The 14,404-nt window shown below is 44.6% G+C and carries 15 protein-coding genes; all 15 read right to left on the bottom strand.

Annotated elements, in window-relative coordinates:
- Positions 1 to 488 precede the first annotated feature (488 nt).
- The gene (gene lysS / locus E4K68_RS04775; RefSeq protein ID WP_135377611.1) at positions 489 to 1,976 is read right to left on the bottom strand and encodes a lysine--tRNA ligase; all 1,488 of its coding nucleotides are present in this window, start codon (positions 1,974 to 1,976) and stop codon (positions 489 to 491) included.
- Positions 1,977 to 2,217: 241 nt separating this feature from the next.
- Entirely contained in the window at positions 2,218 to 2,688 is a 471-nt protein-coding gene (gene greA / locus E4K68_RS04770; protein WP_135377609.1) for a transcription elongation factor GreA, read from the bottom strand.
- Between the two features lie 229 nt (positions 2,689 to 2,917).
- Positions 2,918 to 3,874: a tRNA dihydrouridine synthase DusB gene (gene dusB, locus E4K68_RS04765; protein WP_135377607.1), complete on the bottom strand. Its 957-nt coding sequence runs from the start codon at positions 3,872 to 3,874 to the stop codon at positions 2,918 to 2,920.
- 20 nt (positions 3,875 to 3,894) lie between these two features.
- Complete coding sequence (locus E4K68_RS04760; RefSeq protein ID WP_135377605.1) at positions 3,895 to 4,662, bottom strand: type III pantothenate kinase; 768 nt, start codon at positions 4,660 to 4,662, stop codon at positions 3,895 to 3,897.
- 32 nt (positions 4,663 to 4,694) lie between these two features.
- Positions 4,695 to 5,237 (bottom strand): biotin transporter BioY, encoded by a 543-nt coding sequence (locus tag E4K68_RS04755; protein ID WP_135377603.1) that lies wholly within the window; start codon positions 5,235 to 5,237, stop codon positions 4,695 to 4,697.
- 124 nt (positions 5,238 to 5,361) lie between these two features.
- Positions 5,362 to 6,345 carry a biotin--[acetyl-CoA-carboxylase] ligase gene (locus tag E4K68_RS04750; RefSeq protein WP_135377601.1) on the bottom strand — a complete coding sequence of 328 codons (984 nt, stop codon included), beginning with the start codon at positions 6,343 to 6,345 and terminating at the stop codon, positions 5,362 to 5,364.
- Positions 6,346 to 7,218, bottom strand: a complete 873-nt coding sequence (gene nadC, locus E4K68_RS04745; protein ID WP_135377599.1) for a carboxylating nicotinate-nucleotide diphosphorylase — start codon at positions 7,216 to 7,218, stop codon at positions 6,346 to 6,348. It lies immediately after the preceding gene.
- Positions 7,184 to 8,833 carry an L-aspartate oxidase gene (gene nadB / locus E4K68_RS04740; protein WP_199241686.1) on the bottom strand — a complete coding sequence of 550 codons (1,650 nt, stop codon included), beginning with the start codon at positions 8,831 to 8,833 and terminating at the stop codon, positions 7,184 to 7,186. The genes nadC and nadB overlap by 35 nt, the downstream gene beginning before the upstream one ends.
- 18 nt (positions 8,834 to 8,851) lie before the next feature.
- Positions 8,852 to 9,778 (bottom strand): quinolinate synthase NadA, encoded by a 927-nt coding sequence (nadA, locus tag E4K68_RS04735; RefSeq protein ID WP_135377595.1) that lies wholly within the window; start codon positions 9,776 to 9,778, stop codon positions 8,852 to 8,854.
- Positions 9,779 to 9,845: 67 nt separating this feature from the next.
- Positions 9,846 to 10,229 carry an aspartate 1-decarboxylase gene (panD, locus tag E4K68_RS04730; RefSeq protein WP_135377593.1) on the bottom strand — a complete coding sequence of 128 codons (384 nt, stop codon included), beginning with the start codon at positions 10,227 to 10,229 and terminating at the stop codon, positions 9,846 to 9,848.
- A 4-nt stretch (positions 10,230 to 10,233) separates the two neighbouring features.
- The gene (panC, locus tag E4K68_RS04725; RefSeq protein WP_135377591.1) at positions 10,234 to 11,079 is read right to left on the bottom strand and encodes a pantoate--beta-alanine ligase; all 846 of its coding nucleotides are present in this window, start codon (positions 11,077 to 11,079) and stop codon (positions 10,234 to 10,236) included.
- Positions 11,080 to 11,120: 41 nt separating this feature from the next.
- The gene (locus E4K68_RS04720) at positions 11,121 to 11,984 is read right to left on the bottom strand and encodes a DUF2520 domain-containing protein (protein ID WP_135377589.1); all 864 of its coding nucleotides are present in this window, start codon (positions 11,982 to 11,984) and stop codon (positions 11,121 to 11,123) included.
- A 366-nt stretch (positions 11,985 to 12,350) separates the two neighbouring features.
- Positions 12,351 to 12,818: a 2-amino-4-hydroxy-6-hydroxymethyldihydropteridine diphosphokinase gene (folK, locus tag E4K68_RS04715; RefSeq protein ID WP_135377587.1), complete on the bottom strand. Its 468-nt coding sequence runs from the start codon at positions 12,816 to 12,818 to the stop codon at positions 12,351 to 12,353.
- The gene (gene folB / locus E4K68_RS04710; RefSeq protein ID WP_199241685.1) at positions 12,815 to 13,192 is read right to left on the bottom strand and encodes a dihydroneopterin aldolase; all 378 of its coding nucleotides are present in this window, start codon (positions 13,190 to 13,192) and stop codon (positions 12,815 to 12,817) included. Before folB ends, folK begins: the two co-directional genes overlap by 4 nt.
- Positions 13,179 to 14,393: a dihydropteroate synthase gene (gene folP, locus E4K68_RS04705; RefSeq protein ID WP_135377585.1), complete on the bottom strand. Its 1,215-nt coding sequence runs from the start codon at positions 14,391 to 14,393 to the stop codon at positions 13,179 to 13,181. Before folP ends, folB begins: the two co-directional genes overlap by 14 nt.
- Positions 14,394 to 14,404 lie beyond the last annotated feature (11 nt).

Here is a 14,404-nt window from a genome sequence, read left to right as displayed (position 1 = left end):
AGTTATTTCAACTTCTGTATTGAAGAAGATGATGACTTGCTCATTGTTTCTTTGAAACTCTTGCGAGTTTCTCTCATTGGCTGTCCTTGTTGTTTAGTTTTCAAAGACCATTTGTTTTCTTAGCCGTGTGGGCTAGATTTATATTTTAGCATTATTACCTAGCACTGTCAATGGCTAATTTTTTAAGCGAACCCGTTAGACCTTCACGTTGAGTTCTAGTAATTCTACTTGGTCAAGTGAACGAGGATTATCATACCATGACTATTAGCAATTGTTCAAGTACCTCTACACGCCATGTTACTAGTTTAATAGTTTATATCGTCTTTTATTCTTCATGATGCTCATTTTTTCAATGAATATCGTCAATTCCCGAAATATTAATAATCTCACTATACTTTACTGTGCTCACGATGCTAGGCCATCCACTTCCAAACAAAGGCTGGCCCAATTAGTTGGGTCAGCCTTTAAACCTTAGATCTTCTCTAAAGCTATTCTTCAATATCTTCTTGCACACTTTCATCTCTCGGTCGCATAGTTGGGAAGAGAATAACATCCCGTATGGACGCGGAATCCGTTAAGAACATGACCAAACGGTCAATCCCAATTCCCAGTCCGCCCGTAGGGGGAAGTCCATACTCTAACGCCTGAACGAAGTCCTCATCCAGAATATGAGCCTCATCATCCCCTTTAGCCCGTTCAGCAGCCTGTGCCTCAAAACGTTGTCTCTGATCAATGGGGTCGTTTAACTCAGAAAACGCATTTGCAAGTTCACGGCCAAATATGAAGGCCTCAAAGCGATCCGTATATTCTGGTTGAGCTGCGTTACGCTTAGCCAACGGGGAAATTTCGACAGGATGTCCGGTGATAAATGTCGGTTGTATCAAATTAGGTTCAACAAATTTTTCAAAGAACTCGTTAATTATTTTACCTCTAGATGCACCCACTTCGATATGGATGCCTTTCTCTTGAGCAATACTCCGTGCTTGTTCGTCAGTTATGACGTTACTGAAATCGACTCCCGAATACTCTAAGATACCCTCTAACATTGGTAGACGACGCCATGGGGTCTGAAATTGAAGCATCTGTCCCTGATAAGTAATTTCTAAAGTGCCATGTACTTTTTGTACGATATAAGCAATCATCTCTTCTGTCAGTTCCATAATATCTTCGTAATTTGCGTATGCTTGATAGAGCTCCATCATTGTGAATTCCGGGTTATGTTTTATCGAAATTCCCTCATTCCGGAAGGTTCTTCCGATTTCAAATACCTTCTCGAATCCACCCACAATAAGCCGTTTCAACGGTAATTCGAGGGCAATCCTTAGATAGAGGTCAATATCGAGAGCGTTGTGGTGCGTAGTGAATGGACGTGCTGCTGCTCCACCAGGAATCGTATGAAGTGTTGGCGTCTCAACTTCGAGGAATTCCCGCTGCTCTAAGAATTCTCTCATGAACCGAATAATTTTACTACGTACCACAAACACTTGGCGAACATCTGGATTCATCACCAAATCCAAATATCGTTGACGATAACGGGTTTCTACATTCGTCAGTCCATGGAACTTCTCGGGCAGCGGGCGCATTGCCTTGGAAAGTAATTTTACAAGACGGGCATGAACGGATATTTCTCCCCGTCTTGTCCGGAAAACTTTTCCTTCTACTCCTACGATATCTCCAACATCAAATTTTGTAATTAAATCAAAAAGGGACTGGCCCAATTCATCCACTCGGGTATATGTCTGGATACGGCCGCTAAAGTCTTGGACGTGCATAAAGATAACTTTCCCTTGATCACGCTTACTCATGATCCGCCCGGCAATACTGACATCCTGACCTTCTAGTTCTTCAAAGTGCTCTAAAATATCAAGCGCTTTATGTGTACGTGTATAGCGATCAGCATAGGGTTCAATATCGGCTTGGCGAATCAAATCAAGCTTTTCAAGCCGAATCCGCCAGAGATCGTTAGTATTATCCATTCTTAATTCCCCCACGATTTATTCTCATCTTATCAATTTTACCAAACTTTGGCGTTACTAAACAAGAAGGATCAAGATAAGAGATATTTTCTTCCTTTTTATGGCAGACACCTAGTCAATAAACAAAGTGCAGCATCTGTACGTGGTTAAACCGCAACAGAAACACTGCACTTCAAATAAACTCATTTGCTAAACAATGACTCAAACCTCAAAGTAAATCTATAAAATGCCTTAACTATTCTTACTTAATATCCAATATCTGATAGTGTAAAATTCCTGCAGGAACATTGACTTCAACCATAGATCCTTTAGGTTGCCCCAGTACCGCCTTTCCTACAGGCGATTCATTAGAAATCTTATTTGTTCCTGGGTCTGCCTCAGCCGAACCAACAATGAAGTACTCCTCTTCATCTCCAAAATCAATATCCTTTAAGCGTACTTTTGCGCCTAATGCCACGACATCTGTTCCCTCATAGTCATCAATAACTCGCGCATTTCGCAACATTTTCTCGAGAGTAATAATCCGTCCTTCGATGAAGGCCTGATCGTTCTTGGCATCATCGTACTCTGAGTTTTCACTAATATCTCCAAAGTCAATAGCTTGCTTAATACGTTCGGCCACTTCCCGCCGCTTTACTGTCTTTGATAGTTCCAACTCTTCCTCAAGTTTCTTGAGTCCTTCTAAAGTTAGAATGACTTCCTTTTCAGCCATATTTCTCTCGCTCCCTTTTCTCGTCCTACGCATTGTACGTCAAATAGTCACTCGCGCTTCAAAGACCTTGTATGCGTACTTCCTTTAAATCTAGGAACTCCTTAAAAGATTCCTCCATGACATTACTCGTTATTATAAGGACCATGCAAAATATTGTCAAGGATGCTACTCTTCCCCTTAACGAGTAATGCTCTGGTATTTTTTCTTTTTTCGACAGAAACTATTCTCGTTATTGCAGAATTCGACTGAAGATCACTCGCATTTCTTCCGATGACTTTGTTTGCATGATCTCATCCCGCAATTGAGCTGCCTTCCTAACCCCTTTGATATACCACACTGCATGTTTTCGCATTTCGTTGAGTCCGATTCTCTCACCCTTATAATTCAATACGCGATCAAAATGCTGCAACGCAACCTGTATGCGTTCCTCGATAGGCGGTTCGGGCAATAGGATGCCATGTTTTAGAAAATGTTGGGTTCGCGGAATGAGCCATGGATTTCCAAGAGTTCCACGTCCAATCATGACCCCGTCACATCCCGTTTGCTCAATCAATCTGCTGGCATCTTCAGGTTTTAAAACATCCCCGTTCCCAATGACTGGTATGTCTACTTCCCTCTTCACTCTTCGGATCCAATCCCAATCGGCATTACCTGAGTAAAATTGTTCGCGAGTACGCCCGTGAACCGTTAGCATTTGGACTCCCACGGATTCAAGGAGTTTGGCCAGTTCAATAGCCACAATCTCATCATCGTTCCAACCAAGACGGATTTTTACCGTTACCGGTACATCAACAGCTCTAACGACAGCTGAAGCAATCTCCCGCGCGCGAGGTAGATCTCTGAGTAGCGCAGATCCTTCGCCATTTTTTACAATTTTCGGCGCAGGACATCCCATATTAATATCGATGACATTAGCACTACATTCTATGGCTAAGAGAGCCGCTCGTGCCATTGTCTCAGGTTCTGAACCAAAAAGTTGTACAATTCTAGGTTCAGTTTCCCCTTGCAAATCCAACATTTTTAAAGTCCTTGAGTTTTGATAAGTTAATGCCTTATCACTAATCATTTCTGTCCATACGTACTTTCCACCTACAGCGCAGACCGTTTCACGAAACGCTTTATCCGTCACACCGGCTAGAGGAGCCAAAAATACAGGAACTTCTAATTCATACTGCCCTAATTTCATTGTTTAATTCCTCATAGTTACTATTTCTGATTACGTTCATAGATTAACAAAAGTCCCTCGAGTGTCAAGAATGGATCGACCATTTCGATCGTTTCTGATTCTTGAGAGATCATTTCCGCTAATCCGCCGGTTGCAATCACTTTGGTCTCCGATCCCATTTCCGCTTTCATACGTTTAACAATACCGTCAACCTGACCGGTGAAGCCATAGTAAATTCCCGATTGCATTCCTGCCACTGTATTCTTAGCGATGACTGAAGTAGGCTTAACCATTTCGATACGTGGTAACTTCGATGCCCTCTGAAACAGTGCTTCTGTCGAAATCCCTATTCCGGGAGCAATTGCTCCACCTAAATATTCTCCGCGTTTCGATACTACACAAAATGTCGTTGCTGTTCCGAAATCCACTATGACAAGTGGTCCTCCGTATTTAGTATATGCGGCCACGGCATTCACAATGCGGTCAGCACCAACTTCTCTAGGGTTATCATAGACAATGGGCATCCCAGTTTTGATACCAGGTCCCACAACCAGAGGTTCTACGCCAAAGTACTTTCGGGTAAGAGCTTCCAATGTTGGCATCACCGGAGGAACTACTGAAGAAATAACGACCGCACTTATTTCTTGTAAGGATAACCTATTAAAATCGAATAAATTTTTGATAACCACTGCATACTCATCCATAGTTCGGGATTTATCCGTGGACACCCGCCAATGATGAGTAAGGGCTCGCTCATTATAAACTCCCAATACAATATTCGTATTACCAACGTCAAATAATAGAATCATAATAACTCTCCTTTTGACTAAGTGAGTGTCCTTTAGGCGCTTTGACGCCGACGAACCACTTCCTGACCGATCCAGACGGCAACTCCGGCTTTCATAAGATCCCCCAAAATAAAGGGAACAAAACCGATCATCAGAACACCAGCAATGCTAGTCGGACGGTGTAACATCCAGTGTAAAATTACATAAAGATAGGTTAAGCCACAGAGATACAAGGCCACAAGCCCCAACAGTACGCCGACAATCGCCGACCGAAGACTTCCTTCACGATATACTCGCCCCACTACATAAGCAGCCACTACATTGCCCAGTAGAAATCCAAAAGTGGGCTTTAAAATATAACCTAACCCTCCAAACGGAGCGGACGAAAAGACAGGCAGCCCAAAAAGCCCCAAAACCAAATACACCAACATAGCCATAGCTGCATACTCGGCGCCAAGAATGATACCGGACATAAAGACTAATACCGGTAAAACACTAAAGGGAACCAACCCAGGTGAAACCCAGTGAATTAACATCCCCGCCAAACACATCAGTGCTGCCATTACGGACGTCATTGCCATTTTCCTTGTTTTCAACTCAACTCCTCCTTCTATTGTAAACCTATATCTTATATTATAGTTTACAATAGAATCTGATGCCTTTCAATCCACTCCAAGAGAGGCGTAAAAAGAAACCTTGCCTTACATGGCTATCCTAAGCCTAGAAATACTCTGTCATTTTGGAACGAAGTTGGACTTCTCCCGCAGAAAAGCTTTTTTCTCCATCCTCCGTCTCAAGAAGTAACGCTCCATCGATGGAGATTCCCTTGAAAGTACCATCGAACACATGCTCACCCCGTAAAACTCTTACTTCTTCGCCCAAACCAACCGCCTTTTCCGACCAACTCAATCTCAGCCTCTCGAACTCTTTACCTTCGATATACGCTAATTCGTTTTCCAAATTTTTTAGGATTGTAGCGGCGACCTTGTTCAAATCAACTTCATACCCCATAATTTCTTGAAGAGTCGTTGCGTTCAGGGATGCACTCAATTGTTCACGAGGGAAATTGACGTTAATTCCCATTCCAAGAACCAAAGTTCGAACAGCATTCCACTCTCCCACGACTTCCCCAAGAATACCGGCTATTTTTTGTCCATTGAAAACAAGGTCATTAGGCCACTTAATTCCGACACGCAACTTAAAGAGCTCATCTAGCGCATCGACAATAGCAACACTTGCCGCTAGGGTAATTTTTGAGGCATCTGCCAATGACAAATTGGGCCGAAGTACCACGGACATCCAGAGACCACCTCTCGGGGATTCCCACTGTCTCTGTAACCTTCCTCTCCCTGCGTTCTGACATTTTGCTAGAACAACTTGTCCATGAATTCCGCTTTGGCAAGCGAGCTCTTTAGCTCGATCGTTTGTAGATTCCAACTCGTCCTCAAGGTTGATCTTGCATCCTAGGGATGCTGTGGTCAACACCTGCTTTAAAACCCACTCATTTAAGGCGAAGGGAGTCTGTAATAAGCGGTAACCATTTTTCGTCTGCGCCTCAATTACAAAACCTTCTTCTCTCAGAACCTTAATCTGTTTCCAAATGGCTGCCCGCGTAACATTTAAATGTTGACTAACCCTTTCGCCAGACACGTATTCTTCAGCCTGCGCTGCGACGAGGAGATTAAGGATGTCATGACGTACCATTTAAATTCCTCTTTCCCAATTCTTCCTAGTCGTAGCTTTGATCTCACCCAGATCAAGACTAAAGTCTAAAGCCTTAACCGAATGGGTCAAAGCACCAATCGAAATTAGGTCAACCCCCGTCTCAGCCACGGCACGAAGGCGTTCTTCCCCCATTCCCCCCGATGCTTCAACGATTGTTCGCTTATCGATATACCGTACTGCTTCCCGCATTTCTTCTATTTCCATGTTGTCGAGCATAATCACATCGACACCACAAAATATCGCTTCTTTCACCTGTTCGATCGTCTCACACTCAACCTCAATCTTCGTCATATGCCCAACTTGAGCTCTGATTCGTTCAACCGCCTCCGTTAATCCACCCGCTGCGGCAAGATGATTATCCTTTAACATCACCGCATCATACAGCCCAAATCGATGATTCTGTCCACCACCGACTCTGACCGCATATTTCTGTAATGAACGCCATCCCGGAAGAGTCTTTCGCGTATCCACAATCCTAACCGGAAGCCCTTCTACCAGATCAACGGCTCGTTTTGTTGCTGTGGCGATTCCAGAGAGATGCTGCAAGAAATTCAACGCCGTCCGCTCTCCCTGCAATATACTACAAAAGGGACCAGCCAGCTCTAGTACACCTTCTCCGACTTTCACTGTATCTCCGTCTTTGACCAACCTATTGACCTGAATCCGAGGATCGATACGCCCAAAAACCCCCTCGACCAGCACTAGACCAGCAACCACACCTTCTTGTTTAGCATAAAGTTTGGCCAACCCAGTCAAGTTTTCCGGAAAAATCCTGGTACTAAGGTCCCCCGTCCCAATATCTTCTTTCAATGCCTGATCAATCAGTTCCTGAAACTGGAACGTAGCGTACATAATATCCCTCCATACATTGCAAAGAGTGCTTTCTCCAGAGTCCATCAAGCCTCAACGGATAATCAGATCGGAAATGCCCACCTCTGCTCTCCTGACGTTTGAAAGCGGCCTTTGCTATAACCACCCCCGCTGTCAACATGTTAGCTGTTTCAAGGTCATCCACACCACTGATGAAAAAATTATCTTGCTCCCAGGCTAACAATAACTCTGCAGCCATCTTAAGGCCCGCCTCATTCCGCAAAATACCCACATTGTCCCACATCAAATTTTGGATTTGGTTTCGCAAACTTTGATCATTCAACTGTTTCCTAGCTCCAATAATTCCAATTCCTGTATCCCCCACGCCTCCTTCAGGGCCGACAACTTCCTCCCAAGAAGGACGTGTTGCTTGGAACTTATCCCTTATTCTTTCCACAATGCGTGACCCGAAAACCAATCCATCCAGCAAGGAGTTACTTGCTAGGCGATTTGCACCGTGTACCGCATTACAGGCGCACTCCCCAGCAGCATAAAGATGTCTAACGCTTGTTTCTCCATAGGAGTTTGTGGCAACTCCACCCATCATATAGTGAGCAGCTGGGGCAACTGGTACGGGGGTCGTCAATACATTAATTCCGTACTTTAAACAAGTTTGATATATGGTAGGAAATCGTTCTAATATGCACTCCTTCCCAATAGGACGAAAATCCAAATACACTAGACCATCGTTCATTTCCTTCCAGATGGCCCGAGCGACAATATCACGCGGAGCAAGTTCTTTCCCTGGTACATTTTCCATAAAACGTTTCCCAGCAGCATTAATTAAAAAAGCACCTTCTCCACGCACCGCTTCAGATATGAGAAAACGGGGTGCATTGGCAATTAATAACGTTGTGGGGTGAAATTGCACAAATTCCATATCCATTAAATCTGCTCCAGCACGCCAAGCGGCCGCGATTCCATCCCCTGTTGCAACACTGGGATTCGTCGTAAAACGATAAACTTGCCCTAAACCTCCGGTTGCTAGAACCACTGCACTTGCTAAGTGACCTTCCAACTCTCCTGTTTCCTCGTTAAGAACCAACGCTCCTACGATATCTCCATTACCATTCTCTAACAGATCAACCACAAAACGACCTTCTCGGACAGTGACATTAGGACTTTCTTTCACTCTGGCCACCAAAGCTCGTTCAATTTCCCAGCCAGTGGCATCTCCCTGCGCGTGCAGTATTCTCCTCTGGCTATGGGCGCCTTCACGCGTGAGTGCAAGTTGCCCATTCTGGCGATCAAATTGAGCGCCTATGTCCATGAGTTCTTTAACACAAGTAGGCCCCTCTTCAACCAGAATCCTTACGATTGAGGGGTCACAGAGCCCGGCGCCTGCCCGTAATGTGTCCTCAAAATGCAAAGTCGGAGAGTCTGCTTCATCAATAGCTACCGCAATCCCACCCTGCGCATGCTCAGTATTGCTTTCTTCAATCTTTTTTTTCGTAAGTACGGTCACTTGAAATTGCTCACTTGCTTTAATTGCCGTATACAAACCGGCAATACCGCTTCCCAAAACAAGTACGTCCGAATCAAAGACCTTCACTCCCGATTTGGCCCAAGGGTATAAATAACGTCTCAACGTGCCCATCCCCTGCCCTTCTGCTGCTTACAAGGCAAGCATTCGGTCTAGAGCCTCTTTGGCTCTAACACGTATTTCCTCTTTCACCGTAATACGAGGAGAGAGGGTTTTAAGTGCATCCCTTACTTTAGCTAATGTTGTTGATTTCATATTCGGACAGACCAAACGTTCTGAAGCAAGATAGAATTCTTTATCTGGGCAAACCTGATGGAGCCGATGTAAAATTCCAGACTCCGTACCTACAATAAATTCTTTATTTTCTGAGTTCTGAGCATACGTAATTAATCCTGCTGTAGACCCTATATAATCGGCTTCCTGGCAAATATCTTCGCGACATTCCGGGTGTACGATGACCTTTGCTAACGGATGCTCTTTTCTGGCTTTGAGAATATCTTCTTTCGTCAATCGATCATGAGTTTTACAGTACCCAGGCCATAATTGAAGTGAGCGTCCAAGGATTTTTGCGGCATAACGGCCAAGGTTTTCATCCGGAATAAATAGAATATCATCTCCCTGTAAGGACTGTATCACCTTTACCGCGTTAGAGGAAGTGCAGCAGATATCGCTCTCTGCCTTAACCTCGGCAGAAGAATTAACATAACAGACTATCCGAACTCCTGGAATCCTCTTTTTGTAAGCACGCAGAGCTTCAGCATCAACCATGTCTGCCATAGGGCAACCCGCGTTCAGCTCAGGCAACAGGACCACTTTGTCTGGTGATAAAATGGCAGCACTTTCAGCCATAAAATGTACGCCGCAAAACACAATAACTTCGGCGTCTGTTTTGGCCGCCTGTTGACTCAGTTGCAAGGAATCTCCGACAAAATCAGCAATATCCTGAACTTCTGGTCTCTGATAATAATGAGCTAAGATAACTGCTTTACGTTCTTTTTTTAGTGCTTTAACCTCTCCTGCTAAAGTCTGTAACATCTCTTCGTCAATCTTATGAGTCATAGGTTCGCCACCTTTCTAAATTGCCAGAATCCTCTTTAAGAAAACCGAGTCATTCTAACACATCGCGTCAAGATTTTTGTCCATGAATTTCTTCCGTTGCAATCTTTGTTGGGTGGTTTTCATCATCGACAAAAACAACTTTAGGATTATACTGATGTGCTTCTTCATCCGTGAGCATTGCATATGAAATAATAATGACTTGGTCCCCTACCTGCACCTGACGAGCAGCGGCCCCATTAAGACAGATCACCCCTGAGTTCCGCTCTCCGGGAATAACGTAAGTTTCAAACCTTGCCCCATTGTTGTTGTTCACAACCTGAACCTTCTCATTAGGCAAAATATCTGCGTTTTCCATCAGCTCGGTATCAATCGTGATACTTCCCACATACTGGAGATTTGCTTGTGTCACGGTTGCCCTATGAAGTTTGGATTTCATCATCATCCTAAACAAGGGGTTACACCTCCACTACTTTATTATCAATCAACCGGGTTGACCCAAATCTAACCGCTAAGGCCATAACCACTGGCCGTATAATATCGGTTACTTCTGACAAGTCTTCCGCATCCCTGACTTCAACGTAATCAATGACACCCTGACTCTCACGGGTAATTCTTTCTCGTAGTAATTTCTCAATTTCCCTCGTTGATTGGCCCCCCGCTTGAATAAGTCTTTCTGCCTCGTTAAGGCTCTTGGATAAAATCACGGCTTCCATACGCTGTTCCGGAGTTAAGAAGACATTGCGCGAGCTTAAAGCCAAACCATCTTCTTCTCGAACAATCGAAACTGGACAAACCTTGACTGGAAGATTTAAATCGCTCACCATTCTCTGGATAATCAGATATTGCTGATAATCCTTCTGTCCAAAAAAGGCTAGGTCTGGTTGAACAATATGAAACAACTTACTTACAACTGTAGCCACTCCACGGAAATGTCCAGGCCGATTTGCTCCGCAGAGCATCGAGTCCAACTGTCCTACCTCGACATAAGTAACCATGGGGCGCGGGTACATCTCCTCAGTAGTTGGATGAAAAAGCGCATCTACTCCAGCCTCTTCCACTAAACGGGCATCCCGCTCCAAATCCCTGGGGTAACGAGAATAATCTTCGTTTGGGCCAAACTGCAATGGATTGACAAAAATACTTAACACGATGAAGGCTCCAGTCTGTTTAGCCTGCTCAATTAAGCTAAGATGCCCGCGATGCAAGTATCCCATGGTCGGAACGAGTGCAATCTGACGCCCTCGACCCTTTTCCTGTGCTATTATTTCACGTAGTTCCGAAATCAGCGATGTTCTCTTCACGTCTATCTCACCTTTCCCCTTTTATCTACAAAGCTCATACTCTACTCTTTCATAAGTAGGGATTTCAGCAAGCTCAGCTCCTCAGACGGATATGTCAGCCCCTGCAGCGCTTTCTTACCTTCTCCCAACTCTAAAGCCTTCAAGCCTAAGGCCTGATATATCTCCACTAGTTTGCGTGGCATGTGAGCCAAGTGGCCTTGCACAACTTGAGCGTCTCCTCGCGCAATCGGCCCTGTCAAGGCCTGGGGCAGTCCCACCTGTTCCAGATTAAAGAGTGTTCCTCTCATTAGCGGCAACAAGGAAGCCAAGGCATCCTCACTTAGAATCCCTGCTTCTGCAAAAAGTTCTACTGCCAACGATGCAAGAACGACCAAATAGTTTGAGGCTACCACTGCTCCTGCATGATAGAGCGACTTCTGGGAGGCCAAAATATGATGGGCTACCCCACCTAAATCCTTAACGATTCCCTCTCCTAATTCCTCGACATCACCTTCAATCCCGAAATGCGTTCCTGAAAGAATATCCAAAGCCTTCTCCACGCTCGCAAATGCCTGGAGAGGATGCAACGAAAGACAATGTACAGGCAAATTTTCCTTAATCCGTAAAATGTCTGAAGGGAGTGAGCCAGAACAGTGAATCCAAACTTGTCCAGGCTTTATAGGCGCATTTGCACTCAGAGTCTCTGCAATCGAGCGAATCATCCCATCTTGTGTTGTAATAAACAAAACATCTGCGGCAGGAACGAGCGTTTCTAGAGGGAGATGCTCTTTCCTCAAATAACCGCAAAATCGCTCATATGAGAGCCGACTTCGGGTATGGACTCCTATACATTCATGCCCCGCTTCTTCTAATCGAACTGCTAGAGCTGTCCCTACAATTCCCGTTCCAATGATCCCAAATTTCATCTCGCCACCTCCTTCCAATTCCCATGCCTGATTGCATTTTATAATTCCAATAAAAAATTACTACCTCTAAAAGAGATGTTAGCCAAATGCGTTTCGATGTCACGGCTGTAGATTTATTCATTATCTAAAAATAAAAAATACCCTCACGAGTATGAAGGTACTTCATTCTTTACCTCCGTCTCGGTCCTTAAGATCCAAGCGGTTATTGTTTTCGGTTTCTATTTAGTTTTCTCTCTTTGTAAAGTTCTTCTTTTAAACCCCTCTTGTGTCTCTACTATAAAAGCAACTATTGAGACAGAGATAAACACCCCAAACCAGTACAACTCTTCCGATATTGTCTGAAAACAGGTGAGTTTCTTGTAGTTCTCAGGTGGTAAGAGGATGAACCTTTCCATCTCCCGACACCTCAGTAATAGCTCTTCCCGATGGTAATATGAGTTTCGGCGCAATTTCCCGCAAAGGGGCAAGTACAAAGGCCCGCACTTCTAGATACGGATGGGGCAACCTTAATTCTTCAGACTCACTGACTCTATTATCGTAAATAAGGATGTCTATGTCAATGGTCCTCGGACCCCAGTGTTCCATGCGTTCTCGTCCCAAGCGAAGTTCAATATTCTGACAAACATGAAGAAGCTCAATCGGCTCAAGAGTTGTCTCTATCTCAATAACCTGATTCCAGTAGAGCGGTTGATCAATGACACCCCAAGGTTCAGTTTCATAGATCTGTGAAACGGCCTCGACCGAAATTGTCGGGCGGATCAAGGCAGAGATGGCCTCTCCAAGATAATTGGCTCGATCTCCCATATTACTACCTAGCCCTAAAAAGGCCTTCATAATTTATCGCCTACTTCACGCCAAATCTCCACCGAGACATCTCTGAAAATCCCTGGAATCGGAGCCTGTGGTTTATGTACCTCTACCCGTACAGACATGCACGCAAACTGCTTCAATACACATTGCGCTATTTCCTCTGCAAGGTGCTCTATCAATTGATGTCTGCCCTCGGTAACACAAGCCTTTATAACTTGATAGACCTCCCCGTAGTGAATCGTATCCTCCACTTGATCCGAAGAACCAGCCTTGCGTAAATTGAAAAGGAGGTCCATATCAATTATAAATATTTGTCCTAAAACGTGTTCTTCTGGCATTACGCCATGGAAAGCATAAAACTCCAGCCCGCGTAGGTGAATGACATCATGCTCCATCATAATTAACCCCTCTTTGTCCCCGCACGATAGCATCTGCCATTAGCACTGCCCTGCGGTTTGCCTGGACATCATGGACTCTTATCATGTCAACCCCCGCAACAACCCCTAGAACACTCGTCGCAATTGTTGCCTCTAAGCGCTCATCCACCTTTAGATTTAATGCCTTTCCAATCATGGATTTGCGAGAAGTCGCCAGTAGCACCGGATGTCCAAGTGTTTTAAGTTCTGCCAATCGGGCCATAACCTCAAGGTTTTGCTCCGTTGTTTTTCCAAATCCGACTCCAGGATCTATAATAATTTGATCCCCGGTTAATCCATGGGTTTCTGCAAGTTCAATACTATGCCTTAAAAAGGCTAACATATCTCCCATCAGATGATGATAGGACGTTCCATCTTGATTATGCATTACGATTACAGGGGCCTGATAATCCCCAACGACCTTAGCCATATCCGGGTCTTTCTGCAATCCCCATATATCGTTAATCAAATGAGCACCCGCCGCAAGCGCTTTGGCCGCAACACTCGCCTTATAGGTATCAATTGAGATAGGGACCTTTACCTGATCTACAAGAATTTTTAATACTGGTTCTAAACGAAGCCATTCTTCCTCGGCACTCACTCTTTCGTGATTAGGTCGAGTTGATTCCGCTCCAATGTCCAAAATATCCGCGCCTTCTTCGACCATGCGTTCCGCTTGAGCGACTGCATCTTCAATATTAGTGTATCTTCCACCATCAGAGAATGAATCTGGGGTTACATTTAGAATCCCCATGACCAGAGTGCGTTCCCCAAGGGTTAGCTCCATACCCCTACAATTCAAGATACGGGTCTTTGACGGTTCAAGAGTCATAAGCAACTGCTTAAGTTCATACCCGATCTCCTTTAATCCAAAAGGTTGGGCTAATACCTTAGCCGCAAGATGTTCTAGTTGACGAACCGTGCCGAGTAACATCACATCGGTGGTAACGACGCTATTAGTAATCACGTCTCGGTGTACAGCAGCATCTCCGCCAAGCGACAACATCTCCTGCTTAAGAATGTGGGCTACACGCAATGGAACTTGCTCTAATTTTATCGCACGCCCTAATGCTTTCCCAGCCATCTGTACAATTCCGCCGGGATCAGAGCCAATTCGTTTCAAGGACATTCTAGCTTCTTGGATATTATCCAGGGTAACCCACCGCATACCATATGTTTGCATCGTTTTGTCCC

The sequence above is a fragment of the Desulfosporosinus sp. Sb-LF genome (genome assembly GCF_004766055.1).
Classification (GTDB): Bacteria; Bacillota; Desulfitobacteriia; order Desulfitobacteriales; family Desulfitobacteriaceae; genus Desulfosporosinus.
The sequence above is the reverse complement of the archived record's forward strand: the minus strand, read 5'-3'. Positions and strand labels throughout refer to the sequence as shown.